22 protein-coding genes are annotated in these 24,787 nt (G+C 65.2%); 8 read left to right on the forward strand and 14 right to left on the reverse strand.

Annotation, left to right across the window (positions count from 1 at the left end):
- Nucleotides 1-115 precede the first annotated feature (115 nt).
- Nucleotides 116-898 carry a class I SAM-dependent methyltransferase gene (locus VSX77_RS03665; RefSeq protein ID WP_338426312.1) on the forward strand — a complete coding sequence of 261 codons (783 nt, stop codon included), beginning with the start codon at nt 116-118 and terminating at the stop codon, nt 896-898.
- Nucleotides 899-934: 36 nt separating this feature from the next.
- Here VSX77_RS03665 and VSX77_RS03670 read toward each other — a convergent pair whose 3' ends face one another.
- Entirely contained in the window at nt 935-1,351 is a 417-nt protein-coding gene (locus VSX77_RS03670; protein ID WP_338427206.1) for a (deoxy)nucleoside triphosphate pyrophosphohydrolase, read from the reverse strand.
- Between the two features lie 392 nt (nt 1,352-1,743).
- Here VSX77_RS03670 and VSX77_RS03675 point away from each other — a divergent pair, with 392 nt between their 5' ends.
- A complete protein-coding gene (locus tag VSX77_RS03675) occupies nt 1,744-1,908 on the forward strand; it encodes a Flp family type IVb pilin (RefSeq protein WP_338426313.1) in 165 nt (54 codons plus the stop codon).
- A 92-nt stretch (nt 1,909-2,000) separates the two neighbouring features.
- Here VSX77_RS03675 and VSX77_RS03680 read toward each other — a convergent pair whose 3' ends face one another.
- From VSX77_RS03680 to VSX77_RS03695, 4 genes are all read right to left on the reverse strand, one after another.
- A complete protein-coding gene (locus tag VSX77_RS03680; RefSeq protein ID WP_422397273.1) occupies nt 2,001-3,515 on the reverse strand; it encodes a M48 family metalloprotease in 1,515 nt (504 codons plus the stop codon).
- A gap of 131 nt (nt 3,516-3,646) precedes the next feature.
- Nucleotides 3,647-4,594, reverse strand: a complete 948-nt coding sequence (locus VSX77_RS03685) for an acetyl-CoA carboxylase carboxyltransferase subunit alpha (RefSeq protein WP_338426314.1) — start codon at nt 4,592-4,594, stop codon at nt 3,647-3,649.
- A gap of 10 nt (nt 4,595-4,604) precedes the next feature.
- A complete protein-coding gene (locus VSX77_RS03690) occupies nt 4,605-5,528 on the reverse strand; it encodes a tyrosine recombinase (RefSeq protein ID WP_422397275.1) in 924 nt (307 codons plus the stop codon).
- Nucleotides 5,521-7,317: a hypothetical protein gene (locus tag VSX77_RS03695; RefSeq protein WP_338426315.1), complete on the reverse strand. Its 1,797-nt coding sequence runs from the start codon at nt 7,315-7,317 to the stop codon at nt 5,521-5,523. The genes VSX77_RS03690 and VSX77_RS03695 overlap by 8 nt, the downstream gene beginning before the upstream one ends.
- Nucleotides 7,318-7,498: 181 nt before the next feature.
- Between VSX77_RS03695 and VSX77_RS03700 the strand changes: the two genes are divergently transcribed.
- Both VSX77_RS03700 and aroB read left to right on the forward strand, forming a co-directional pair.
- Nucleotides 7,499-8,074, forward strand: coding sequence for a shikimate kinase (locus tag VSX77_RS03700; protein WP_338426316.1), 576 nt, complete (start codon nt 7,499-7,501; stop codon nt 8,072-8,074).
- A complete protein-coding gene (aroB, locus tag VSX77_RS03705) occupies nt 8,062-9,168 on the forward strand; it encodes a 3-dehydroquinate synthase (protein WP_338426317.1) in 1,107 nt (368 codons plus the stop codon). Before VSX77_RS03700 ends, aroB begins: the two co-directional genes overlap by 13 nt.
- A 17-nt stretch (nt 9,169-9,185) precedes the next feature.
- Here the strand turns inward: aroB and VSX77_RS03710 are convergent, their stop codons facing one another.
- From VSX77_RS03710 to radA, 4 genes are read right to left on the reverse strand one after another with little or no spacing between them, the layout of a single operon-like run.
- The gene (locus VSX77_RS03710) at nt 9,186-11,069 is read right to left on the reverse strand and encodes a cation:proton antiporter (protein ID WP_338426318.1); all 1,884 of its coding nucleotides are present in this window, start codon (nt 11,067-11,069) and stop codon (nt 9,186-9,188) included.
- Entirely contained in the window at nt 11,066-11,494 is a 429-nt protein-coding gene (locus tag VSX77_RS03715) for an iron-sulfur cluster assembly scaffold protein (protein ID WP_338426319.1), read from the reverse strand. Before VSX77_RS03715 ends, VSX77_RS03710 begins: the two co-directional genes overlap by 4 nt.
- Nucleotides 11,491-12,027: a CvpA family protein gene (locus VSX77_RS03720; protein WP_338426320.1), complete on the reverse strand. Its 537-nt coding sequence runs from the start codon at nt 12,025-12,027 to the stop codon at nt 11,491-11,493. The genes VSX77_RS03715 and VSX77_RS03720 overlap by 4 nt, the downstream gene beginning before the upstream one ends.
- Nucleotides 12,028-12,037: 10 nt before the next feature.
- Complete coding sequence (gene radA, locus VSX77_RS03725; RefSeq protein ID WP_338426321.1) at nt 12,038-13,399, reverse strand: DNA repair protein RadA; 1,362 nt, start codon at nt 13,397-13,399, stop codon at nt 12,038-12,040.
- A 208-nt stretch (nt 13,400-13,607) separates the two neighbouring features.
- Between radA and fsa the strand changes: the two genes are divergently transcribed.
- The 3 genes from fsa to VSX77_RS03740 all read left to right on the forward strand — a co-directional run bounded on the left by fsa (nt 13,608) and on the right by VSX77_RS03740 (nt 16,733).
- Nucleotides 13,608-14,258 carry a fructose-6-phosphate aldolase gene (gene fsa, locus VSX77_RS03730; RefSeq protein ID WP_338426322.1) on the forward strand — a complete coding sequence of 217 codons (651 nt, stop codon included), beginning with the start codon at nt 13,608-13,610 and terminating at the stop codon, nt 14,256-14,258.
- A gap of 182 nt (nt 14,259-14,440) precedes the next feature.
- Nucleotides 14,441-15,235 carry an enoyl-CoA hydratase-related protein gene (locus tag VSX77_RS03735; protein WP_338426323.1) on the forward strand — a complete coding sequence of 265 codons (795 nt, stop codon included), beginning with the start codon at nt 14,441-14,443 and terminating at the stop codon, nt 15,233-15,235.
- Nucleotide 15,236: 1 nt separating this feature from the next.
- Complete coding sequence (locus VSX77_RS03740; RefSeq protein ID WP_338426324.1) at nt 15,237-16,733, forward strand: acetyl-CoA acetyltransferase; 1,497 nt, start codon at nt 15,237-15,239, stop codon at nt 16,731-16,733.
- Between the two features lie 118 nt (nt 16,734-16,851).
- Here VSX77_RS03740 and VSX77_RS03745 read toward each other — a convergent pair whose 3' ends face one another.
- The gene (locus tag VSX77_RS03745) at nt 16,852-18,351 is read right to left on the reverse strand and encodes an aldehyde dehydrogenase family protein (RefSeq protein ID WP_338426325.1); all 1,500 of its coding nucleotides are present in this window, start codon (nt 18,349-18,351) and stop codon (nt 16,852-16,854) included.
- 181 nt (nt 18,352-18,532) lie between these two features.
- On the opposite strand from VSX77_RS03745, the gene acs reads away from it, so the two are divergent.
- Nucleotides 18,533-20,497 carry an acetate--CoA ligase gene (acs, locus tag VSX77_RS03750; protein ID WP_338426326.1) on the forward strand — a complete coding sequence of 655 codons (1,965 nt, stop codon included), beginning with the start codon at nt 18,533-18,535 and terminating at the stop codon, nt 20,495-20,497.
- A gap of 104 nt (nt 20,498-20,601) precedes the next feature.
- On the opposite strand, the gene VSX77_RS03755 is transcribed toward acs, so the two are convergent.
- The 4 genes from VSX77_RS03755 to VSX77_RS03770 all read right to left on the reverse strand — a co-directional run bounded on the left by VSX77_RS03755 (nt 20,602) and on the right by VSX77_RS03770 (nt 24,697).
- Nucleotides 20,602-21,333 (reverse strand): peptidase, encoded by a 732-nt coding sequence (locus VSX77_RS03755; protein ID WP_338426327.1) that lies wholly within the window; start codon nt 21,331-21,333, stop codon nt 20,602-20,604.
- Between the two features lie 47 nt (nt 21,334-21,380).
- Complete coding sequence (locus tag VSX77_RS03760) at nt 21,381-22,184, reverse strand: transglutaminase family protein (protein ID WP_338426328.1); 804 nt, start codon at nt 22,182-22,184, stop codon at nt 21,381-21,383.
- 2 nt (nt 22,185-22,186) lie between these two features.
- Nucleotides 22,187-23,128, reverse strand: a complete 942-nt coding sequence (locus VSX77_RS03765; RefSeq protein ID WP_338426329.1) for an alpha-E domain-containing protein — start codon at nt 23,126-23,128, stop codon at nt 22,187-22,189.
- A gap of 129 nt (nt 23,129-23,257) precedes the next feature.
- Nucleotides 23,258-24,697 carry a circularly permuted type 2 ATP-grasp protein gene (locus tag VSX77_RS03770; protein WP_338426330.1) on the reverse strand — a complete coding sequence of 480 codons (1,440 nt, stop codon included), beginning with the start codon at nt 24,695-24,697 and terminating at the stop codon, nt 23,258-23,260.
- Nucleotides 24,698-24,787 lie beyond the last annotated feature (90 nt).

Consider the following 24,787-nt stretch of genomic DNA (forward strand, 5'->3'; position numbering starts at 1 on the left):
CCATCGCCCGCTTGTGAAGCATCGCCGGGGACGGCACAAGCGGCGCATGTCGCAGCCTCCCCGCCCGCTATTTTCCTCCGCTCGTCACCGTGCCCAGCGCGATCGTCTGGCGCACATGCCCGAACATGCCAATTTCCTCGCGCCCATCATCGCCGAAACGCTGCTCGACCGGCTGGCGATGGTCACGCGCCGCTTTTCACGCACGCTCGTCGTCGGAGCGCACGACGCGGCGCTCCTCCGCGACCTGCGCGCGACCGGGACCGACCTCAGCATTGTCGAGGCGGCGCCACGGCTCGCCGCACGAACCGGCGCAATCGCAGTCGAAGCCGATGCGATCGACCTGCCGTTCGAGAGCTTCGACCTCATCGTCTGGCCGGGGGGGCTCGACAACGTCAACGATGTGCCCGGCGCGCTGCTGCGGCTGCGCGCGCTTCTCGCGCCCGACGGGCTTCTGCTCGGCGCCTTCGTCGGCGACGGCAGCCTGTCGCGGCTGCGCCGTGCCGTCGTGGCCGATCGCGTGCGCCCGGTCGCGAGGATGCACCCGCAGATCGACCTCGCCGCAATGGGCAATCTGCTTCAGCGCGTCGGCTTTGCGCTCCCCGTCGTCGATGTCGAGGCTTTGAGCGTGCGCTATGGTGATTGGCGCACGCTCGTGCGCGACCTACGCGCCGCGGGCCTGTCGAACCGCCTCGATCCCGCGCCGCCGCCGCTGACGCGCGAGGAGGCGGCGCGCATTGCCGCCGCCTTCGCCGCGGGCGCAGACCCCGATGGACGCACTGCAGAAACCTTCCGCATCGTCCACTTCAGCGGCTGGGCGCCGCACCCCGATCAGCCGCAACCCGCGCGGCGCGGCAGCGGTACGGCCTCGCTGGCCGACGCGTTGAAACCGCGGGAATGAACGTCAACCGCGCGCGGAGGCGGGGCGACGCCCTGTTCAGATCAGCGCCTCAAGCAAGCCGATTAACGGCTTGTCGGCGGGCGGCATGGCAAGGCCGTGAAGCTCGACCGGCCCCACCCAGCGCAGCGCGCTCGCATGGTGCGCAACCGGGGTCCCGCGCCATTTGCGGCAGACGTAGAGGAGGAGCAGCAGGTGCCGGTCGCCGAGCATGTCGCTCGCAAAGCAGGCGGGAGCGAGACACGCCTGATCGACGTCGATCCCCAGCTCCTCGTCGAGCTCGCGAATCAGCGCCGCCTCGGGTGTCTCGCCGGGTTCAACCTTGCCCCCCGGAAATTCCCATAATCCCGCCATTGCCGTTCCTTCCGGCCGCTGTTGGACTAGCAATCTGCCGTCGCGGTCAACAAGCGTTGCCGCGACCACGACAAGCGATGTTTTTGGCGGTTTTTCGGGGATAAACTCGGGCAAATTGTTAACCTTCCTGTGCAAGTGTCGGCATCTCGGGAACTATATGCCAGTCAGGGGCGGAACAATGCGCACTCTTTGCAGGCTGATGCGGTCGACCAGAGCCGCAACAGCCGTCGAATACGGGTTGATCCTGGCCCTAGTCTTCTTGGCGGCCGTCGTCGCCGTAGGCAATGTCGCCGACGCTACCAATATGATGTGGGGCAATGTGTCAGCGGCGGCCGAAGCGAATATGTAGCGTCGCGGTCGGCGTCCCATATTGGGCCGTGGCAAGCGCCGGATCGCTCAGCACCATTAAGCTTTTCAAAACCTATAGGCCCTAAACCGCCAATGTTGACCCAGACCAGACCGTCAACAGGGTAAGTGAAATCAGGAGACCAGTCATGAAGTTCATCAAGAAGTTCGTCCGCGACACCAAAGCCGCCACCGCCATCGAATATGGCCTGATCGCGGCGCTCATCGCCGTCGCCGGCATCACCGCGATGAGCGCGGTTGGCGACAGCGTCGGTAATACCTTCAACGACGTTGCTGAAAACCTCGACAACTAATATCCGATCGAGAATCGCTTGCCGCTTCGCGGCAAGTAGTCAAATCGGAAAGGGCGGTGGGTCCCCCACCGCCCTTTTTTGTGCGCGACCTTCTACCGCCCGGAATAGACGACGATTTTTACCTTTTGCCCCGGCATCAGGCGGCTCGACGCGCTCAGCCGGTTGAGAACCTGGAACCGTTCGGCCTGGTAATTGTTGTACGCCATCCTTCGAGCGAGGCTGGCGACCGTGTCGCCGCTGCTTACCGTGACAACATCGACGCGCCGCGGCCGGATCGCGGTCGCTTCCGCAGTGCTCAGCCGCCGCACGCTGCTGAACATCGAATTGAACACGCTGCTACGCCCGGCCTGGGTCAGCGTGACGAAATGAAACGCCTGGCTGCGCGAAAATTCATAGGCGAAGACGGTGACGTCAACTTGGCCCGACTGGCTGTTGACGCGCGCGGTCGAATAGGAGGCCGGGATTCCGTTCACGGTCGTACGCTGGATCGTTCCGGGGCTGATCGCAGTGTTGCCCGCCACTGCACGGAAAACCGACGCGATATAGGCATTCATGTCGCCGCTGTAGGGCGCGGTGGAAAACTGCGCCTGCCCGCCGTTGCCGCTGATCGACACTGCGTCGGTCCCGTTCTGCATTCCATAACCGCTCGGGACCGTGAAGCGAAGGCGAAGGTCGGGATGCAGGAAATCGCGTCCCTCGACGACGCCCTGCGCGGGATCGTCGCCGTAAAGCACGCCATCGACCGAAGCGAGAAAGGCGGCTGCGTTTCGATTGCCACCCGCGCCGCCGGCCCGGCTTGCCAGCGCCTCGGCATTGCGCACGCGCGAAGCCGGGTCGGGGTGTGTACTCGCCCATTCCGGAAGCGAGCGCGCGTCGCCGCCGGAAAGGCGCGCGTCGAGGCTGGTCTGGTTGGCGAGGCTCGCAAGCATGGTCGACAATGCCATCGGATCATAGCCCGCGCTGCGCAGATATTGAACGCCGAGCTGGTCAGCTTCCAGTTCCTGGCTGCGCGAGAATCCGAGCGTCGCCAACTGAGCGACACGCATCGCATTATTCTGGAGCAGCCCGCCGAGCCCCCCCAAAAGCCCGCCACTGTCCCCAATCGCGCTGCCCAGCACCGCGCCAAGTACGCCGAGGATCGAGTTGCGCGTCGCCGCCGATTGACGCTTCTTGCTGTGCTGCGCGGCGACGTGGCCGACCTCGTGACCCAGCACACCGGCCAGTTCGGCCTCGTCGTTCATTAGCGCCATCAGCTGGCGCGTCACATAGACATAACCGCCGGGGATCGCGAAGGCATTGTTCACCGGCGAATTGAGCAATGTCACCGTGAAGTCACTTGGCGAGCGCGAGAGACCCGACTGGACCGCGATATTCTGTCCGACGCGGTTCACATAGGACGCCTGCGGTCCGTTATAGGCGCCGCCAAATTCCCGCAGCAGCTGCGGATGTGCCTCGTCGCCCTGTTTGCGCTCGGCAGCTGAAATGCTGGTGGCGGTCTGGATCGGTTTAGTCCGGGCGTCGGCGGTGTCGTTCATCCCGCCGCCGCCAGCCGCCGCGCAGCCTGCCAAAATCGCCGCAATTGCCGTCACCGTCGTCAACCGACCCATGATCGCGCCTCCCATTATTGTCATGTCCAGAATATACCAATCTTTTCAGAGGGCACACGGCGAGCGCGACGCTGCGCCGACCGGTGTTCTGAAAAGGGAACGCTGTCAGGAAGGATGGGGTTCCAAGGGTATTAAGCGCGTCCCATCGCCAAGAATTTTTCCTCGCGCGACGCCAGCAAGGTGTCGCGCGGCAGGCCCGTCAAGGCGCCCAGCTCCTGCTCGATGGCATCGCTGAGCGCCGCAATGGCGACTTCAGGCGCGCGGTGCGCGCCGCCAACGGGTTCGGGAACGATGCGGTCGATGATCTTCAGCCCCAGCAGATCCTGCGCCGACATCTTCATCGCCGCCGCCGCATCGGCCGCCTTGTCCGACGTGCGCCAAAGGATCGACGCGCAGCCTTCGGGCGAGATCACCGAATAGACGGCGTGTTCGAACATCAGCACGCGATTCGCTGCGGCCAGCGCGATCGCACCGCCCGAACCGCCCTCGCCGACCACCGCGGCGACCATCGGCACACCCAATGCGAGGCATTGCTCAGTCGAGCGCGCGATCGCTTCGGCCTGTCCGCGCTCCTCGGCCTGGATGCCGGGAAAGGCGCCCGATGTATCGACGAGCGTCACCACCGGCAGGCCGAAGCGGTCGGCAAGCTGCATCAGACGGATCGCCTTGCGATAGCCCTCGGGCTTCGCCATGCCGAAATTATGCTTCATCCGCGACGGAATATCGTCACCCTTTTCATGGCCGATCACCATCACGCGGCGTCCGCGGAAGCGGGCCAGCCCGCCGAGGATCGCCTGGTCGTCGCCAAAGTTGCGATCGCCCGCCAGCGGCATCCAGTCGTCGAACAATCCCGCGACATAATGTTTGAAATGCGGCCGGTCGGGATGGCGTGCAACCTGCGTCTTCTGCCACGGCGTGAGCCGGGCATAGATGTCGCGGAGCAGTTTGGCGGACTTGTCCTCCAGTCGGGCAATATCCGCATCGATATTGAGGGTGGGGTCGTCCCCCATTTCGCGCAATTCGGCGATCTGCCGATCGAGCGCCGCGACCTGTTTTTCGAAGTCCAGAAAGGCTGTCATAGGGGGACCGCTAGGCGGATGGCGCTTCGACGTCAACGTCCGGGTCATTCGCCCCCATCCGCGCAAGCGGGTGCCGCCGATTGACCAGTTCGACGAGGCGACGGCTGTCGACATGCGTGTAGATTTCGGTTGTCGCGATGTCGGCGTGACCGAGCATGAGTTGCAGAGCGCGCAGATCGGCCCCGCCTTCGAGCAGGTGGGTCGCGAATGCATGGCGCAGGACGTGCGGGCTGACCATCGCCGGATCGATGCCCGCCCGCGCGGCGAGGTCGCGCAGCATCTGGAACAGCCGCACGCGCGAGATATGCGCCTTACCCGACGGAAACAGCCATGGCGATCCATCGCCAACCATAGGCAACCAGCGATCGAACGTTGCGCGCGCGCGCGCCGACAGCGGCACCAGCCGCTCCTTGTCGCCCTTGCCGCGGACGATCAGATATTCACGCTCAGCCGCGACAGCGCGGCGTGGAAGCGACACCAATTCACTCGCGCGCAGCCCCGATCCATAGAGGAGTTCGAGGAACAGCAGCATCCGCACCGCACCCGCAGGCGGCACTTCGCCCGCAGCCTCGGTCGCCGCCTGCTCGAACAACCGCGCGACATCGCCATGCGTCAAAATGCGTGGCAACGGACGTCGCGTCGTCGGGCGCGCAACGTCGAGCGCCGGATTGTCGGAACGCTCGCCTTCATCGAGGAGGAAGGCGAAAAACTGCCGCAGCGCTGACAGCTTGCGCGCCGCGCTGCTCGCCGCCAGCGAGCGATAATCGGCCATCAGTTGGCGCAGCGCCGCCGCATCGACCGTGGCGAGCGGCCCTTTGAGCCATTCGGCCGCCTGCTCCAGATCGCGGCGATAGGCCGCAAGCGTGTTGCGCGAGGCGCCGCGCTCGGCCGCCATCATCTCCAGAAAGCGGTCGATCAGGCCTGCGTCAGACACGCACCAGCGCTTCGGCGGCGATCATCCGCGCTTCGGCCGTCAGGCCCACTTCGCGCAGCGCGCGAACAATATGATAGAGGTGATAAGGCGGCACTTTCGACCATTCGCCCTGCATCCCGGCCGCGGCGAGCAAGGCCACCATTCCCGGTTCGCGCCGCTCGGCAGCCGCCATGATCCCGCGCGTCCAACGCGTCTGCCGTGCCAGATCTACGTCAAGGTCACCCGCCGCAGCGGCCGCGGCATTGGCGTCAAGCCGCCCGAGACCGGCAAGACCCGCAAGCAGAAATTTCGATCGCAGATAATCGCTACTGTCGTCATTCTCGGCAAAACGCCCGACAGCGCCGGCGCCCATGCCGCTCAGCGTCCGCGGTGCTCCGACCGCAAGCACACCCCACGCACGGCTCCCTGCCGTCACGGTGGGCACCCAGGCGCGCGCGTTCATGTCATAGCCCGCCGCGAGCATCGAACCCACAAGTTGCCACGGATCGCCGCCGACTTCGGTATCGGGCGGCAGGGCCGCGGCCGCCCGTGCGGTCGCCACCATTGTCGCATAGGCTTCCGTGGGCGTCCTCGCCGCACTCCAAAGTTCCTCCATCGCCGCATAGCGATCGGCCCCCGCGGCCGCGCTGAATGCGATGCGCAGCTGCTCCGTCCGCGCTGCAAGCGACTCGCCGGGCTCTTCCTCGCCCGCCGCAGCGCTCAGCAGCGACACATAGGCCTCGCTCGACAGCACACCGCGTGCTGCCGCTTCGGGGGCAGCGGCCACTCGCGGCGTCATGTCGGTCATCGGCGCGAGCACGGTCCAACCCTTCATATATGGGGGCGCAGCCGTGCGCAGCGCCTCGGGCACCTCAATCGCCGTCGCGGTCGCCATGCCGAAGCGCCAGCTGGTCAGCCGGTCGATATTGTCCCATTCGATCGTCGTCGATCGCCTCCCGGCGCCCGTCGCGCCCAGTACGCGCTCGGCGAGCAGGATGTCGAAGTTCGACAACCGCCCACTCGAGCGCACGCGGCCGATCGCCCAGCCCGCCGGACCCGCCTCGCCCGACAGTCCCGCACAAATTGCCGACGCGAGGCGCCAGCTTTGCTGGTCGCCATGCGCCAGCCCGGCGGGCACATAAGGGCAAAGCCCAGCCGGATCGGCGTTCGCGAGATAAGTCTGCTGCGCCGCCGCGACGAGCTGCGGACTCGCGCGGTCATAGTCGACCGACTGGACGATCCGCCGCGCCGTGGTCGATTCGCCCATGCGAAGCAGGAGCGACGCGCGTTCGGCCGCCAGGTCGGCGCCATTGATCGTTTCGGGCGTATCGATCGCCGAAGCCAGCGCGCGGCGCAGCAATATCTGCCCCCAGCGCGAGGCGAGCTGACCGTTCGTGCTGCGCATGATCGCCGCGGCATATTGTCCGCGGACGCCAAAGGCATCGGGCGCAAGCCCGCCGGTTTCGGGCGTCAGCGGCCCGATGCGCGTCAGAAGGCGGCGCGCGCCAGGGGGCAGGTCATATTTCAGCCCGCCTGATTCGACCTCTTCTTCGCCATCTTCTCCATCGTCGCCTGCCTCCGCATCGCTCGCCGCGCCGCCGACCGTCGGGACGACCGCAGGCGGGGCGCTGCCGTTCACGGGCGGTGAACCCGGCGTCGGCGAAGGCGCAGGTGTGGGAGCGGGCCGCGGCGCGGGCGTGTCGGCGGGGTTGCCGAAGCCTTCGGGCAACAGCGATTCCTGCGCGATCGCCGGCAGCACGAGCACGGCCGCCGAGAGCCCCAGCGCCAACGTGAATGTCGTCCGCTTCATCGCAGCGCCCTTTCGGCCATCTTGTCGTTCACATCCACCTCAATCACCGGACATAGCCCCGTCGGCAGGGCTTTTCCCCATCCCGGCGCCGTTCGCAATATCGCGCGCGCACCGCTCGTCCCATTTGCCCCGCAGCAAAACCATTGTTCCCTCCGGTCCGCGCGGTATAGCCGCGCGCACCATGTCGCGAAACCCGAAAAGCCCGGCCCGATCGTCGCCCGACGCCATTCCCGCGTCGATCCGCGACCGGTCGATCGTGCTCGTCGGCCTGATGGGGTCGGGAAAGTCGACCGTCGGCCGCCGTCTCGCTCAGCGGCTGGGTATGCGGTTCGCCGATGCCGACGACGAGATCGAGCGCGCCGCGGGCATGACGATCGCCGATATTTTCGCGCGTTTCGGAGAGGCGCATTTCCGCGACGGCGAGCGCCGCGTCATCGCACGCTTGCTCGGTGGCAAACCGATGGTGCTCGCAACCGGGGGCGGCGCTTTTATCAATAACGAGACGCGCGCGCTGATCTTGAAAGACAGCCTGTGCGTCTGGCTGGACGCCGACATTCCGACGCTCGTCGAGCGTGTCGGCAGGCGCAGTCACCGCCCACTGCTGAAGGACCGCGACCCCGGCGAGGTGCTGCGCGAACTGGCGGCGGTCCGCAATCCGATCTATGCCGAGGCGCACATCCGCGTCAGCTCGGCAAGTACGCCGCATGAGAATACGGTGCGCGCGATATTGGAGGCACTCGCTACATGGAAAAGCTGACCGTCGAACTGGGCGACCGCAGCTATCCGATCCTGATCGGCGACGGGCTGATCCGCGACATCGGCGCGCATGTCGCGCCGCTGCTGCGGCGCCCCCGGACAATGATCGTTACCGACGCGCACGTCGCCGAACATTATCTGATTCCGCTCGGCACTGCGCTGGCGATGGAGAATATCTCCTTCTCCTCCTTCGTCCTCGATCCGGGCGAGGCAACGAAGAGCTGGGCGGGGCTCGCGCGCCTGACCGAGTGGCTGATCGGCGAAGGCATCGAACGCAGCGACCATGTCATCGCGCTCGGTGGCGGCGTGATCGGCGATCTCGTCGGTTTCGCGTGCAGCATTGTAAAGCGCGGCTGCAATTTCATTCAGGTGCCGACGACCCTGCTCGCGCAGGTCGACAGCAGCGTCGGCGGCAAGACCGCGATCAACGTCCCCGCGGGCAAGAATTTGATCGGCGCCTTTCACCAGCCGGCGATGGTCGTGATAGACCCGACGACGCTCGAAACGCTCGCGCGACGCGAACTCGGTGCGGGCTATGCCGAGGTCGTAAAATATGGGCTGATCGACGACGCCGACTTCTTTAGCTGGTGCGAAACTAACGGCGCCGCGCTCCTCGCTGGCGACAGCGCCGCGCGCGCCCACGCCATTGCGCATAGCGTCGCCGCGAAGGCGCGCATCGTCGCCGCCGATGAGCGCGAGACGCAGGATATTCGCGCGCTGCTCAACCTCGGCCACAGCTTCGGTCACGCGCTCGAGGCGGAGACGGGTTATTCGGATCGGTTGCTCCACGGCGAGGCGGTTGCGGCGGGAATGGTTCTGGCACACCAGTTTTCGGCCGCAAACGGCCTCTGTCCTGTCGCCGACGCCGCGCGCGTGCGCGATCACCTCGCCAGCGTCGACCTGCCGTACAGCCTGGCCAGCGCGGGCATCAACAGCGGCGGCGCCGCGCTAGCGGCGCATATGGCGCACGACAAGAAGGTGCGCGGCGGCAAACTGCCGCTGATACTGACCCGCGGCATCGGGCAAAGCTTCGTTACCGACGAATATGGTCTGGATGCGGTGGCGGCCTTCCTCGACGGGCATCGCGGCGCGTAATCGCATACCCGTGGCGATCAGACCGGCGCTGCATCCTCTTCACGCGCCGCTTTCGCCGCGCGGCGGCGCTGGCGGAATGTTTCGATCACGCTGTCGGCCTCGCGTCCGCCGCCGGGCTTGAAACGATGATCCATTCCCGCACTCAGGTCGCCTTCGTCGATCTGCGCTGCCAGCCGCGTTTCGTCGAGCTGTCGGAAGGCCGATTCGACATCCTCCATCTCGCGGGGATCAACGTCGAGTTCGGCGAGCGCCTTCAGACCTAGCGCGACCGAGCTTTCGAACACCTCGCGGACCGCGCCTGCGATGCCCGCGCCGTCGATCGCGATCAGCTGGCGGCGATCGAACACACGCGCGAGCACCCGCGCGTGTGGAAAGGCCTCGACGATCGGACGCATCGTCGCGGCGTCGAACGCCGCATCGTCGATGCAATAGATAATAAGCTTTGCATCGTCTGCGCCGGCGCGCCGCAGCAAGTCGAGGCGCAGCCCGTCGCCATAATAGACTTTTGTGTCGAAGCGCCCCGATCGCTCGATCTGGCTGGGTTTCTTGTCGATGAGCGTGACCGAGCAATCGACCGCGTGGAGCATCTGCGCCACGGTCTGGCCGACGCGGCCATAACCGATCACCAGCGCCGATCCGCGCGGCGCATGTTCGGGACCGTCCATTTCGGGGCCTTCGGGGTCAGGCGAGAATTCCAGATTGCGCGCGAACAGCATTAGGAAAGGCGTCGAGACCATCGACAGCGTCACGACAGCGCTGAAAAGGCTCGCCGCCTCGGGCAAGATCAGCTGCGCTTCGGCCGCCTGAGCGAAGAGCAGAAACCCGAACTCGCCGCCCTGACTTAGCAGTAGCCCGAGGCCAAGCGCAGCCTTCCAGGGTTTCCCGAAAGCACGGACGATCAGGGTCAGTACCGCGAGTTTGACGATGACGAGCCCCGCCGCCAGCCCAAAGATGCGCAGCGGATCCGACAGCACGACATTGATGTCGAGCACCATCCCGACCGCAAGAAAAAACAGGCCGAGCAGGATCAGGCGAAACGGCTCGACGTCGGCCTCGATCTCGTGCCGATAAGGGGAGTCGGCGAGCATCACGCCCGCGATGAAGGCGCCGAGCGCGGTCGACAGGTGCAGGCTGTGCATCAGCGCCGCGCTCGCGAGCACCGCGAGCAGCCCGACGACCACAAATAATTCGCGCTCGCCGTAACGGCCGATGAGCCGCAGCAGCGGGTTGACGATGAACCGCCCTGCCAGCACGAGTCCGATGATCGCGCCTACCGTGTAGAACGCGAGCATCCAGCCGGGCGGCGCTGACGGGTCGGCAGGAGCGCGCGACAGCGCGGCAACGATCGTAATCATCGGCACGATCGCGAGATCCTGAAACAGCAGGATCGAAAAGGCTTTTTCGCCGAACGGCGAGTTGATGCGCCCCGAATTTTTGAGGCCCGGTAACACCTGCGCGGTCGACGAAAGCGCGAGCGGCAGTCCAAGCGCGATCGCCGCCGCGAGGCTGAAACCCAGCAAGAGGTAGATAAGTCCGGCGAGGATCAGCCCTGTGACAACCACTTGGGTCATGCCGAGCCCAAAGATCGCGCGGCGCAGCTGCCACAGCCGCCGCGGGTGGAGTTCGAGCCCGACGAGGAACAGCAGGAACGCGATGCCGAGTTCGGCAATCGCCAGCTTCGATTCACCGCCGCCGACGAGCGCCAGCCCGTGCGGTCCGACGATCGCGCCCGCGATCAGATAGCCGAGCACCGCCCCCAAACCGAGGCGGCGGAAGATCAGCACGAAGAGCGTTGCGACGCCCAGCAGGATCGCGCCTTCGAGCAGCGCGGTGTCGGTCGCGGCCTCGGCCGCTTTCTCGGCCGCCTCGGCTGTCGCGGCCGAAAGCGCCAGCAAGATCATGCCGCCGCCGCCCGCCGTTCGAGCGCAGCGATCGCGGCGTCGAAGGGCAAGAGGATCGCGCCGTGGCGCGCCGGATAGTCGCGCGCCGGAGCGAGCAGGTCGAACCCCGGCCAGTCGGGTTGCTCGCCGGTGCCCGCGAACCAGCCCGCGATGCCGTCGCGCGCCTGCCGCAGGTCGGCAAGGCTGCGACCCGGCGCATGACGCGCGAGCAGCGCCGCCGACGCCTGCCCCAGCGCGCACGCCTCGACATGCAGGCCGACGCGCGCCACGCGCCCGCCCTCGTCGGTGTCCAGGTCGAGGATGATCGCGCTCCCGCACAGCGGCGCGCGCTTGCTTGTCCGGAATTGGGCTTCAGGATTCGGCAGATAATCGGCCGTGGCAATCGCCAGCGCCAATATGTCGCGATTATAAAGCGGCGCGCTCATATATCGCCCGCCTTCGCCTGAGCATCGCGCGCCTCGGCGCGGCGGTCGGCAATCACCTTGCTCATCGCCGCGCCGCTTGCACTCAATGCGGGGTAGGTGCGGCTGGCCGTCATCCATTCGGGGCGCGGCGCGGTCCCGTAACCGATGTCGTAAAGCAAGGTCAGCAGCATGAAGCCGATCGTCGCGACCAGCAACCCCTTGATCGCGCCGAACCCAGCGCCTAGTCCGCGATCGAACCCGCCAACGATCGACGCGCGGCTGCGCCGTCCCATCGCACGTGAGCCCCATTTTGCGATTGCAAAGACGCCGCCGAACAGCAAGACGAATCCGAGGACCGCGGCGCCGCCGCCCGAGCCGACCCAGCCGCTGGCGAAATCGGTCACGGGCGCGTGGAAAAAATACACCGCCGCAATCGCCAGCACCCATGCGAGCAGCGTCGTCACTTCCTGCACCAGGCCGCGCATGAAACCCAGCACCGCGCCGCCGCCGACGAACGTCAGCACGATAATATCCAGAGCCGTCAGACTTCCCATTCTGGCGGGGCTAGTCGCGCCCGAGCATCAGGTCAACGAGTTCGCCCAGCCGGGCAAAGCCCGTGACGCCGATACCGTTCACGCGCTTCATGCCCTTCGGCCCCCAGCCGCTTGAAAAACCCAGCTTTGCCGCTTCGCGCAGACGCAGCGCGTCGTGCGATACAGGTCGCACTTCGCCCGACAACGACAGTTCGCCAAAGACGATCGCTTCGGCGGGCACCGGCCGCTCGCTGAACGCCGAGATCAGCGCCGCGGCGACCGCAAGGTCGGCGGCAGGATCGGTGAGCCGGTATCCACCGGCGATGTTCAAATAGACTTCGGCCGCGCCCATTTGCAGCCCGCAGCGCGCCTCTAGCACCGCAAGCACCATTGCGAGCCGCCCGCTGTCCCACCCGACGACAGCCCTGCGAGGAGTGGCCCCGCTCGCCAGCCGCACGGTCAGCGCCTGCACTTCGACCAGCACGGGCCGCGTGCCTTCCAGCGCAGGGAATACCACCGACCCGGGCACGTCGCGGCTGCGGTCGGTGAGGAACAGGCTCGACGGGTTCGAAACCTCGCCCAACCCTTCCTCACCCATTGCGAAAACGCCGATCTCGTCGGTGCCCCCAAAGCGGTTCTTCACCGCGCGCAGGATGCGATATTGATGGCTGCGCTCACCCTCGAATGCCAGCACGGTGTCAACCATATGTTCCAGCACACGCGGCCCGGCGATCGTCCCGTCCTTCGTCACATGGCCGACGAGTACGATCGCGGCGCCGCTGTCCTTCGCATAGCGGATCAGTTCCTGCGCGCTCGCGCGCACCTGGCTCACAGTTCCCGGCGCGCTGTCGATCAGGTCGCTGTGCATCGTCTGGATCGAATCGATGACGACAAAATCGGCGGTCCGGCTGTCGAGCGTGGCGAGGATGTCGCGCACCGATGTCGCGCTGGCGAGCGCAACCGGCGCATCGCCCAGCCCCAGTCGCTGCGCGCGCAGCCGCACTTGCGCTGCCGCCTCCTCACCGCTGATATAAACGACCGACTTGCCTGCCTTGGCCAGCCGCCCCGCCGCTTGCAACAGCAGGGTCGATTTGCCGATTCCGGGATCGCCGCCGATCAGGGTCGCTGATCCGGCGACGAAACCGCCACCCAATGCGCGGTCGAATTCGGCGATCCCGCACAGCATCCGCTCGGGCATCGCGCTCGCGGCATCGAGCGTTTCAAGCGCCAGCGTCCGCCCGCCTTTGCTGAGGTCGTGCTTGGCGGAAAACGCGGTTTCGGCAGCCTCCTCGACCAGCGTGTTCCACTCGCCGCAATCGGCGCACTGACCCTGCCAACGGTAAGAGACGCCCCCGCAATTCTGGCAAACATATTGACGCTTTGCTTTGGCCATGATCAGCGCTTAACGTGAACAAAGGACGAACGCCAGCCTCTTTCCACATTCGTCACCCCGGACTTGATCCGGGGTCCATTCAGCGCCGCGGCTATGGATGCCGGATCAAGTCCGGCATGACGAAAAGGCGAGCACGGTTCATATTTGACGTTCATTGCTCTAGGGCGATGACCAAGCCGAATCACCTGCCCGCAAGAAAGCCCATCCCATGAAATTCTTTGCCGACACCGCCGAAATCGACGCCATTCAGGAGCTCGCCGCGACCGGTCTGCTCGACGGGGTCACCACCAACCCGTCGCTGATCGCGAAGTCGGGCCGCGATTTCAAGGAAGTTACGCGCGAGATTTGCGCGCTGACCACCGGCCCCGTCTCGGCCGAAGTCGTCGCGCTCGACCATGACACGATGATGAAAGAGGCCGAAATCCTCCGCAAGATTGCCGACAATGTCTGCATCAAGGTGCCATTGACGATCGACGGGCTGAAAACCTGCAAGGCGCTGACCAGCGACGGCACGATGGTCAATGTGACGCTCTGCTTCTCGGCGGCGCAGGCGCTGCTCGCCGCCAAGGCGGGCGCGACCTTCGTCTCGCCCTTCGTCGGTCGTCATGACGACAATGGGTTCGACGGGATGCAGCTGATCTCCGATATTCGGCTGATCTACGACAATTACGGCTATGAGACCGAAATCCTCGTCGCGAGCGTGCGCCACGGCATCCATGTGCTCGAAGCCGCGAAGATCGGCGCCGACGTGATGACCGCACCGCCGTCGGTGATCAAAGGACTGTTCAAGCATATCCTCACCGAAAAGGGTATTGAAGGCTTCCTCGCCGACTGGGCGAAGACCGGGCAGTCGATTTAACCGACTTCGTCATTGCGAGGAGCCTAAGGCGACGCGGCAATCTCCAGCTATCGGCGTCGCCTAAGGCCGATGCCTGGAGATTGCTTCGCTGCAGCCGCAATGACGGTGAGAGCGGCTGCACCCTTTACAGTTGACGTAAACGTCAACCACCCGCGATACTCCGCCAAAGGGAGAGATTCGAGATGACCGACACCACCATCCTCACGACACGCCAAGGTCACATACTGATCGTCACGATCAACCGGCCCGAGGCGCGCAACGCAGTCAACGCCGCGGTCCATGTCGGCATCGGCACCGCGCTCGAAGAGGCGGAAAACGATCCCGAAATCCGCGCGGTCGTCATCACCGGCGCGGGCGACAAGAGCTTCTGCGCCGGCGCCGATCTGGTGGCGCTGTCGCGCGGCGAAAGCCTGGCCCCTTCCGATCCAGCGCAGCAGGCGTGGGGCTTCGCCGGCATGGTCGCGCACCCGATCTCGAAACCGATCATCGCCGCGGTCAATGGTTTCGCGTTCGGCGGCGGGTGCGAGATCGCCTTGATGAGCGACATCATCGTCGCCGCCGACCACGCGCAATTCGGGCTGCCGGAGGTCAAGGTCGGGCTGTTCGCCGCGGCGGGCGGCGCCTTCCGGCTGGCGCAGCAGCTGCCGCGCAAGCTGGCGATGGAATATATGCTGACGGGCGACCCGATCCCGGCGGCGCGTGCCGCCGAATTTGGGCTCGTCAATCATGTCGTGCCGCTCGCCGAGCTGATGCCGACTGCGATCGCGCTAGCCGGAAAGATCGCCGCCAACGCCCCATTGTCGGTGCAGGCTTCGAAGCGCGTTGCGCTCGGCATTCAGGACGGCCGCATTGCATCGGATGCCCCCTTTTGGGAGCATAACACGCTCGAGCGGAGCGCGCTGATGCGGAGCGAAGATGCGCGCGAAGGCCCGCTCGCCTTCGCGCAGAAGCGCAAGCCCGAATGGAAGGCGCGCTAGGATGACCGATGCCGAGCGTATTCCGGTCATTATCGGCGTCGGACAAATCAACGACCGCCCCGGAGATCCCGATCAGGGACTGGATTCGCTCGGGCTGATGGTCGCCGCGCTCAAGATCGCCGCGGACGACGCGGGCGTCCCGCTCGCTGACATCGACAGCCTCGCGATCGTCGACCAGATCAGTTTCCATCACCTCGGCAAACTCTGCGAACCCCTGGCGGCGGCGATCGGCGCCACGCCGCCAATCAATTACCAGTCCGCCGCGCCGCACGGCGACACCCCCGTCCGCTTGCTGAACGAGGCCGCGAACCGCATCGGCGCTGGCGAGGTCAGGCTCGCCGCCATCGTTGGCGGCGAAGCCTTGCGCACCGCCGCGGCCCGCGCCGCCAAGGCTGCGAGCGGCGAGGACAAGAGCTATAATGCGGTGCGCAAGGTCGCCACCCGCCATGAGCCGACCTATGCGCAGAAACACGGCCTGGCGGCGCCGGTCGATGTCTATCCGCTCTACGAAAACGCGACGCGTGCCGCCTGGAGGCAAAGCCTTGCCGAAGCTCAGTCCGAAAGCGCCGAGATATGGTCGCGCTTTTCGGAGGTGGCCGCCGCAAACGACAACGCATGGATCCGCAAGCCCGCGACCCCCGAAGACATCCTGCACATCGACGAACGCAACCGCCCGATCGCCTTTCCCTATTCAAAGCTGATGGTCGCGAATTCATCGGTCAATCAGGGCGCGGGCTTCCTCGTTGCCAGCCTCGCCGAAGCGCGGCGGCGCGGCATTGCCGAGGATCGCCTCATATATGTCGGCATGGGCGCGGCGGCGAAGGAGCCGCCCAGCATCCTCGCCCGCGATCGCTACGATCACAGCGCCGGTATGGAAACGTCGATCGCCCGCACGCTCGCGTTGAACAGCATGACGGCCGACGATTTCGATTGCGTCGAGCTGTACAGCTGCTTCCCTTGCGTGCCCAAGATGGCGCGCCGCATTCTCGGCTGGCCGTGGGACCGTCCCGCGACCGTGTTCGGCGGGCTGACCTTCGGCGGCGGGCCGATCGCCAATTATATGAGCCACGCGATCGTCTCGATGGTCCTAAAACTGCGGAACGAGGGCCGTTATGGTTTTCTCTTCGCCAACGGCGGCTTTGCAACCGACAATCATTGTATCGTGCTGGGCAAGGAGCCGATTGCCGCCGCCAGTTTCCCCCAGGATTTCGACTATCAAGCCGAGGCCGATGCAAAGCGCGGCCCGGTGCCCAAACTCGTCGAGGATTATACCGGGCCGGCGACGATCGAAAGCTACACGGTGTTTTACGGGCGCGACGGCGCGCCGAAGGGGGGTGTCGTCGTGGCGCGCACGCCCGAAGGCAAGCGCACGCTCGCGCATGTCGATGCGAGCGATGCGACGATGCTGGCGTTTTTGACCGATGGAGAGGTGGAGCCGGTGGGGACCGCGGGAGAAGTCGTGGCGCTCGACCAAGGTTTCGGCTGGCGGCCCGACTGACGCAGCCCTCCCTGTTCCGTTCGCAGCGAGCGAAGTCGAGATGACCATCGGGCGTATACGGCTCCATGGTGTCTCGACTTCGCTCGACACGAACGGGATTTTGAGTGGCCGCTCGCCATTAGAGTTCGAAACTCACCCCCTGCGCGAGCGGCAGCGCGTCCGAATAATTCACTGTATTCGTCGCGCGCCGCATATATTGACGCCACGCATCCGACCCGCTTTCGCGCCCGCCGCCGGTTTCCTTCTCGCCGCCGAATGCTCCGCCGATCTCGGCCCCGCTGGTTCCGAGATTGACGTTTGCAATGCCGCAATCGCTTGCGGCCAGAAAGCGCTCGGCCTCACGCATGTCGGTCGTGAAGATCGCCGACGACAGCCCCGCCGCGACGTCGTTGTGCAGCCGGATCGCCGCGTCGAGATCGTCGTAGCGCATCACATAAAGGATCGGCGCAAATGTCTCCTCCAGCACCGGCCCGATCTGTCCCGGCATTTCGACAAGCGCGGGACGGACATAAAAGCTCGCCTCCTCGCCGACGCGCGCGCCCCCATGAACGATGCCGCCTGCCGCTTTTGCCGCTGCCAGCGCCGCTTCCATGGCGTCATAAGCTGCGCCATCGATCAGCGGTCCGACGAGTACGTTGCTGTCCAGCGGATTGCCGATCGCCACGCTGTCATAGGCGGTCTTCAGGCGCGCGATGAAGCCGTCATAGATGCTGTCGTGAAGGAACAGCCGCCGCGTCGTCGTGCATCGCTGCCCCGCCGTCCCCATGGCCCCGAACGCCACGCCGCGCAGCGCGAGGTCGAGGTCGGCCGATGGCGTCACGATCGCCCCGTTGTTGCCTCCAAGTTCCAGAATCGCTCGCGCAAAGCGCTGCGCCAGTCGCGGCGCGACCGCGCGGCCCATCCGCGTCGATCCCGTGGCCGACACCAGCGCGACGCGCGCATCGTCGACCAGCGCCTCGCCCGCCTCGCGCCCGCCGATCACTACGTGTGACAGGCCTGCGGGCGCATTGCCGAAGCGCGCCAGCGCCCGCTCGAAGATCGCCTGCGTCGCGAGCGCGGTCAGCGGCGTCTTCTCTGACGGCTTCCACACCACGCTGTTGCCGCAGACCAAAGCGATCGCCGCATTCCACGCCCATACCGCGACGGGAAAGTTGAACGCGGAAATCACCCCGACGACTCCCAACGGATGCCACACCTCCATCATCCGGTGCCCCGGCCGCTCGGTCGCAATCGTCAGCCCATAAAGCTGGCGCGACAGCCCGACGGCAAAGTCGCAGATGTCGATCATCTCCTGCACCTCGCCCGCGCCCTCGGACGCGATCTTGCCGGCCTCGATCGTCACCAGTTTCGCCAGATCCTCCTTCGCGGCGCGCAGTTCCTCTCCGAACAACCGCACTAACTCGCCCCGCCGCGGCGCCGGAACATGGCGCCACGCGCGAAACGCCGCCGTTGCCTTGTCCAAGGTATCCTCGATGGCAGCGGTATCGCCGACGCGCACCATGCCCAGTTGCTCACCCGTCAAAGGCGTCACCGCAGGCATCGATCCTTGGGTCCACAGCGCGCGATCGACCCCCAGCCGGTCCAGCAACTGCCCAACCTGTCCATCGATCCCGGCCATTGCTTATCCTTTCGCTCTCGTGACAATGCTGCCCACTAATCGCCCCATTCCGTTTGTCGAGCGAAGCCTTCGCCAGAATGGCGATGGATCGCGACACGCGACAGGCGTGCGCGAATGACGGGCATCTCGACTTCGCTCGATACGGAGGGCTAAGGTGAGATCGAAAAGAGGAGAGTCCAACGTGTCCGAATTGCCGCCGTCAGAACCCCTGGTCCCCGTCCCCGCGGACGCCGCGGAAAACACGCATTGCAGTGCTGCCGATTATGACCGGCTCTACCGGCAGAGCGTCGAGGATCCCGATAGCTTCTGGGCCGAGCAGGCGAAGCGGATCGACTGGATCAAGGCGCCGACGAAGATCGCTGGCTGGTCCTACGAGCCGGTATCGATCAAATGGTATGAGGATGGCGTCCTCAACCTCTGCCAAAATGCCGTCGATCGCCATGTCGCCGCGGGGCATGGCGATCGCACCGCGATTATTTTCGAGCCCGACGCCCCCGACGGCGAGACGCGGCATATCAGCTTTGCTGCGCTGCTCGCCGACGTCATCCGCTTCGCGAACACGCTGAAAAAGCTGGGCGTCCAGAAGGGCGACCGCGTCACCATCTATATGCCGATGATCCCCGAGGGCGCGGTCGCGATGCTCGCTTGCGCGCGGATCGGCGCCGTCCACAGCGTCGTCTTCGGCGGCTTTTCGCCCGAAGCGATTCATGGGCGGATCGAGGACTGCGGGAGCGACTGGGTGATCTGCGCCGACGAAGGACTGCGCGGCGGCAAGGTCGTCCCGCTGAAAGCCAATGTCGACAAGGCACTTGAGCGCGTCGATGTGAAGGCGGTCCTCGTCATCGCGCACACGGGCGGCGACGTCACGATGAAAGAGGGGCGCGACCATTGGTACGACGCGCTCTCGGCCGATGTCCCCGCCGATTGTCCGTGCGAGCCGATGAACGCCGAAGACCCGCTGTTCATTCTCTACACTTCGGGCTCGACTGGAAAGCCCAAGGGTGTGCTGCATACGGTCGGCGGCTATTCGGTATGGACGGCCAGCACCTTTTACTATGGGTTCGACTACCGTCCGGGCGAAATCTTCTGGTGCACCGCCGACATCGGCTGGGTCACCGGCCACAGTTACGTTGTCTATGGTCCGCTTCAAAATGGCGCGACGACGGTTATGTTCGAAGGCGTCCCCAACTATCCGGACCACGATCGCTTCTGGCAGGTGGTCGATAAGCATGGGGTCAACATCCTCTACACCGCTCCCACCGCGATCCGCGCGCTGATGCGCGAGGGCGACGATTATGTGATGCGCCACGACCTGTCGTCGATCCGGCTGCTCGGCAGCGTCGGCGAGCCCATCAACCCCGAGGCGTGGCGCTGGTATCACCAAACCGTCGGCAAGGGCCGCGTGCCCGTCATCGACACCTGGTGGCAGACCGAGACCGGCGGCATCATGATCACGACGCTCCCCGGCGCGCATCCGATGCAGCCCGGCAGCGCGGGCAAGCCCTTCTTCGGTGTCCGTCCTGAACTCGTCGATGCCGAGGGCAACAAGCTCCTTTGCGAAGACACCGGCGGCGCGGCGGAGGGCAACCTCTGCATCACGCACAGCTGGCCAGGGCAGGCGCGGACGATCTACGGCGATCACGCCCGCTTCGCCGAAACCTATTTTTCGACCTATAAGGGCAAATATTTCACCGGCGACGGCTGCCGCCGCGATGCCGACGGCTATTGGCGGATCACCGGCCGCGTTGACGATGTCATCAACGTGTCGGGGCACCGCATGGGCACTGCCGAGGTCGAAAGCGCGCTCGTGCTGCACGAATTGGTCGCCGAGGCTGCGGTGGTCGGTTTCCCACACGACATCAAGGGTCAGGGTATCTACGCCTATGTCACGCTCAATGCCGGAGTGGAGCCCAGCGACGAGGTGGCTGCGGCGCTGAAACAACAGGTGCGCAAGGAAATCGGCCCGATCGCGACGCCCGACCATATCCATCTGACCCCGGGGCTACCCAAGACGCGCTCGGGCAAGATCATGCGGCGCATTTTGCGCAAGATCGCGGAGAATGATTTTGGGTCATTGGGCGACACATCAACGCTTGCCGACCCGAGCCTGGTCGACGGGTTGATCGAGGGGCGGAGGAATCGGTAAGCCATCTTCGTCATCCCGGATTTGATCCGGGATCCACTGCGACGCTGAAGTCATGCACCCCCGATCAAGTCCGGGGTGACGATGAGGGGGAGGCCATCGCAGGATCAGAACCGAAAGTCGGGCAGTTCCGCCAGCGCAATCCCCAGGGCCTCGGCCCAGCCCTCCGACACGCGGCGGAAATAGACGTCGTCCCGCTCGAACCGGCGTTCGCGCACGGTGGTGAAATCGTCGCGTTCATGGATCTTGAGGTCGATCGGCAGGTCGACCCCTGCGTTCGCACGGATCGTCGAGTCGAACGAGACGCAGAGCAGTTTCACCGCATCTTCGAACGACATCGCAGGGTCATATGACCGCACGATGATCGGCCGCCCATATTTGGTCTCGCCGATCTGGAAAAAGGGATTGTCCTCGCCCGCCTCGATAAAATTACCCTCAGGATAGATCAGGAACAGCCGCGGTTCGGCGCCCTTGATCTGCCCGCCGACGATCAGCGACGCGCGGAACAGCGATTCCGCTGCCGGCCCTTCTTCGCTGTGGCGCATCACGATGCTGCGCAGCGTTTCGCCGACGATATTTGCCACCGTGAACATCGACGGCGCCTCAAGGATCGAGGGATGCCGGTCCTCGGGTGCCTTGGTTCGCTCATCGAGCAGGCTGACCACGGCTTGTGTCGTGGCGAGGTTGCCCGCCGACATCAGCGTGATGACACGCTCGCCCGGCACATGCCAGCTGCGCATCTTGCGCACCTGCGAAATATCGTCAACGCCCGCGTTGGTGCGGGTGTCCGACATAAACACCAACCCTTTGTTGAGCCGCATACCAACGCAATAAGTCATCGAATCCCGTTATCCCCGCCCCGGTCGTCCTGAATTGCCCCGCCCGCTTATTGCTGGACCTGCAACTGGACAACCAGATTTTCCTGCGCCGCACCATAGCGCATCCCGCGCACCGGCGCGGCGTCGTGATAATCGAGCCCCGTCGCGACGCGGATATAGCGCTGGTCGGGTGACTGGCCGTTGCTGACGTCAAAGCCGATCCAGCCGATATGGTCGAAATGCGCCTCGGCCCAGCCGTGCGTCGCATCCTGATGCGTGCGGTCGTTCATCATCAGATACCCCGACACATAACGCGCCGGGTGCCCCAGATGCCGCATCGCGGTGATGAAGATATGCGCATGGTCCTGGCAAACCCCGCCCTCGCCGCTCAGCGCCTGTTCGGCGGTCGTGTCCGCATCGGTGACGCCGATCTGATAGGGCAGCCTTTCGAGGATCAGCGCCGACAGCGCGTGTGCGCGTTCGATATCGGTGGCATGATCGCGGCCCAGCTCGGCAGTCAGCGACCGCACTCCGCGCCCCGCGCGCGTCAGCGGCGTTGGACGCAGAAAGGTCCACAGCGGCATCGCGCCGCGGTGCGCGCCGATCACTCCGTCCCAGGTGATCAGTTCGACCTCGCCGGTGCAGCGGATGACGAGCTCGCTTGCCCCCCCGTCCACCGCGATCAGATCGACGCCATTGCCGTGATGGTCGGTGTAATGAAGCTGCTGCGCGCCGCCCTCGATGTCGATCCGCCAGTCATGGATCAATTGCTGCCCCGGCCGCTCCTTCGGGGTCAGCTTGACCTGCTGGAGCGCATAGCGAACCGGGCTGTCATATTGATAGCGGGTGATATGTTCGACGCGCAATTTCATCGTCATTCCACAAAGCGATAATCGCGCTCGATCTGCCGCGCGAGCGCGGCGTTGGCGCGGAGAAAATCGGTAATGAATTCGTGGAGCCCGCCGTCGAAGATCGACGCGATCGGCCGCGACAGCCGTTCGTTGCAGATCGACGCCCCCATCCGCACCGCATCGGTTTCATCGTCATAGGTGCGCGCCAGCCAGCCGAGATTGTCGTTCATCTTGTCGCAGCAAAAGGCCAGGCTGCGCGGCATCTGTTTATAGAGGATCAGAAATTCGGCGATCTTCAGCGCGCTGATTTCGGCACCGTACAGCCAGTGATAGGCGCGGTGCGCAGACACCGATCGCAGTATGGTTTCCCACTGTACATTGTCAATCGACGTCCCGATATGCGCGACCGAGGGCAGCAGCAGATAATATTTGACGTCGAGGATGCGCGCGGTGTTGTCGGCGCGTTCGAGAAAGGTGCCGAGGCGCGAGAAATTATAGCCGTCGTTGCGCAGCATCGTGCCCGCAAAGGCGCCGCGCACCAGCCCGCTCTGCTGACGGATCGCCGCGAGCACGTCGGGCAGATCGTCCTCACGCACCTGCCGCTTCAAGAGCGCTCCGAGCGTCATCCAGCTGGTATTGATCGCTTCCCACGCTTCGCGGGTCAGATAGGTGCGCGCGGTGCGGGCATTGTCGCGCGCCTGCTTGATGACCGACATAATGCTCGACGGATTGGCCGGATCGCGCAGCATGAAATCGACGACGCGCTGCGACGTATAATCCTGCTGCGTCTGGCGAAAGGCATAATCCTGCCCCGCGGTCACGAGCACCGATCGCCACTCGGCTGCCGCGGTGCTCGATCGGGTGAGCGCGATGCGGAACCCCGCATCGATCAGCCGCGCGTTGTTTTCGCTGCGCTCGAGATAGCGCGCCATCCAGTAAAGGGCACCCGCGGTTTTCCCTAGCATGGGCGGATTCCCGTCGCCCCCGCGAAGGCGGGGGCCGCTGGCGGTTTACGCAGCAACGAAGGGTCAGGCTGCCGGCGGCCCCGCCTTCGCGGGGGCGACAACCACTTTTCGAAGCGCCGCCCATCCCCATCAATCCTCCAGCACCCACGTATCCTTGGTTCCGCCGCCCTGGCTCGAATTGACGACCAGAGATCCCCTCGTCATCGCGACGCGCGTCAGCCCGCCCGGCGTGATGCGAATGCCCTGTGGCGACATCAGCACAAAGGGGCGCAGATCGACGTGGCGCGGCGCGAGCCCTGCCTTGGTAAAAATCGGCACCGTCGACAGCGACAGCGTCGGCTGCGCGATATAACCCCGCGGATTGGCCTCAAGCTTTGCGCGGAAGGCCGCAATCTCCTTCTTCGTCGCCGCCGGGCCGACGAGCATCCCGTATCCGCCCGACCCATGAACTTCCTTGACGACAAGTTCGGGCAGGCGATCGAGCACCTCCTTCAGCTGGTCGGGCTCGCTGCACCGCCATGTCGGCACATTGGGCAGCAGCGCCTTTTCGCCTGTATAAAATTCGATGATGTCGGGCATATAGCTGTAGAGCGCCTTGTCGTCGGCGATGCCCGTCCCCGGCGCGTTGGCGATCGTGATCCGGCCGGCGCGATAGACGTCCCAGATGCCGGGGACGCCGAGCAGCGAGTCCGGCCGGAAATTGAGCGGATCGAGAAAATCGTCATCAACGCGGCGATAGAGGACGTCGATCGGCGTATACCCCTGCGTCGTGCGCATCGCGACGCGCCCGTCGACGACGCGCAGGTCGTGCCCCTCGACCAGTTCGGCGCCCATCTGGTCAGCCAGGAAGCTATGTTCGAAATAAGCGCTGTTGTGGATGCCCGGCGTCAGCACCGCGACCGTCGGCGTCCCCCCGCACGCGGGGGGCGCGCAGGCGGCGAGCGATTTGAGCAAATTTAGTGGATAATCGCTGACCTCGCGCACCGAAATCTTCGCGAACAGCTCGGGAAACATCTGGAGCATCGTCTCGCGGTTTTCGAGCATGTAGGACACGCCCGACGGCGTCCGCGCATTATCCTCGAGCACGTAAAATTCGTCGGCGCCCGTGCGCACGATGTCGGTTCCGCTGATGTGCGTATAGATGCCGCCCGGCGGGTCCATGCCCATCATCATCGGCAGGAACGCCTCGTTGCGCGAAATCAGCTCGGTCGGCACGCGCCCGGCGCGCAAAATCTCCTGCCGGTGATAAATGTCGTGGAGAAAGGCGTTGAGGGCGCGCACGCGCTGTTCGATGCCACGCGACAGGCGGCGCCACTCGCTCGCCGAGATGATGCGCGGGACGACGTCGAAGGGGATCAGCCGTTCGTCGGCCTCATCCTGGCCATAGACGTTGAAGGTAATCCCCGTGGTACGAAAAAAAGCCTCGGCCTGCTGCGCCTTGCGCTGGATGCGCGCCGCGTCCTCGCGGCCGAACCAGTCCGAATAATCGCGATAGGGCGCGCGGACCGCGCCCTCCTGTCCCGTCATCTCGTCGAAAAAGGAAATGCCCCAGCCCTTTCCACGCAACATGCCACCGGCCCTGCCGCGCGCGATGGTCGGCGTGCGCGGCCCCGAAAATCCTGCCTGCTGCATCGCTTGTCTGGCTACGCGGCCGCCAAG

This window comes from Sphingopyxis sp. TUF1 (genome assembly GCF_036687315.1).
Lineage (GTDB): Bacteria > Pseudomonadota > Alphaproteobacteria > Sphingomonadales > Sphingomonadaceae > Sphingopyxis > Sphingopyxis kveilinensis.

What these genes read in the sequence shown, in the direction of transcription:
- VSX77_RS03770 (WP_338426330.1), bottom strand. Translation starts at nt 24,697, where the DNA reads ATGTTGCGTGGAAAGGGCTGGGGCATTTCCTTTTTCGACGAGATGACG.
- VSX77_RS03700 (WP_338426316.1), top strand. Translation starts at nt 7,499, where the DNA reads ATGTCGCGAAACCCGAAAAGCCCGGCCCGATCGTCGCCCGACGCCATT.
- VSX77_RS03715 (WP_338426319.1), bottom strand. Translation starts at nt 11,494, where the DNA reads ATGAGCGCGCCGCTTTATAATCGCGACATATTGGCGCTGGCGATTGCC.
- VSX77_RS03765 (WP_338426329.1), bottom strand. Translation starts at nt 23,128, where the DNA reads ATGCTAGGGAAAACCGCGGGTGCCCTTTACTGGATGGCGCGCTATCTC.
- VSX77_RS03745 (WP_338426325.1), bottom strand. Translation starts at nt 18,351, where the DNA reads ATGGCCGGGATCGATGGACAGGTTGGGCAGTTGCTGGACCGGCTGGGG.
- VSX77_RS03695 (WP_338426315.1), bottom strand. Translation starts at nt 7,317, where the DNA reads ATGAAGCGGACGACATTCACGTTGGCGCTGGGGCTCTCGGCGGCCGTG.
- VSX77_RS03720 (WP_338426320.1), bottom strand. Translation starts at nt 12,027, where the DNA reads ATGGGAAGTCTGACGGCTCTGGATATTATCGTGCTGACGTTCGTCGGC.
- VSX77_RS03680 (WP_422397273.1), bottom strand. Translation starts at nt 3,515, where the DNA reads ATGGGTCGGTTGACGACGGTGACGGCAATTGCGGCGATTTTGGCAGGC.
- aroB (WP_338426317.1), top strand. Translation starts at nt 8,062, where the DNA reads ATGGAAAAGCTGACCGTCGAACTGGGCGACCGCAGCTATCCGATCCTG.
- VSX77_RS03665 (WP_338426312.1), top strand. Translation starts at nt 116, where the DNA reads ATGCCCGAACATGCCAATTTCCTCGCGCCCATCATCGCCGAAACGCTG.
- VSX77_RS03755 (WP_338426327.1), bottom strand. Translation starts at nt 21,333, where the DNA reads ATGACTTATTGCGTTGGTATGCGGCTCAACAAAGGGTTGGTGTTTATG.
- VSX77_RS03735 (WP_338426323.1), top strand. Translation starts at nt 14,441, where the DNA reads ATGACCGACACCACCATCCTCACGACACGCCAAGGTCACATACTGATC.
- VSX77_RS03760 (WP_338426328.1), bottom strand. Translation starts at nt 22,184, where the DNA reads ATGAAATTGCGCGTCGAACATATCACCCGCTATCAATATGACAGCCCG.
- VSX77_RS03710 (WP_338426318.1), bottom strand. Translation starts at nt 11,069, where the DNA reads ATGATCTTGCTGGCGCTTTCGGCCGCGACAGCCGAGGCGGCCGAGAAA.
- radA (WP_338426321.1), bottom strand. Translation starts at nt 13,399, where the DNA reads ATGGCCAAAGCAAAGCGTCAATATGTTTGCCAGAATTGCGGGGGCGTC.
- VSX77_RS03675 (WP_338426313.1), top strand. Translation starts at nt 1,744, where the DNA reads ATGAAGTTCATCAAGAAGTTCGTCCGCGACACCAAAGCCGCCACCGCC.
- VSX77_RS03740 (WP_338426324.1), top strand. Translation starts at nt 15,237, where the DNA reads ATGACCGATGCCGAGCGTATTCCGGTCATTATCGGCGTCGGACAAATC.
- fsa (WP_338426322.1), top strand. Translation starts at nt 13,608, where the DNA reads ATGAAATTCTTTGCCGACACCGCCGAAATCGACGCCATTCAGGAGCTC.
- VSX77_RS03685 (WP_338426314.1), bottom strand. Translation starts at nt 4,594, where the DNA reads ATGACAGCCTTTCTGGACTTCGAAAAACAGGTCGCGGCGCTCGATCGG.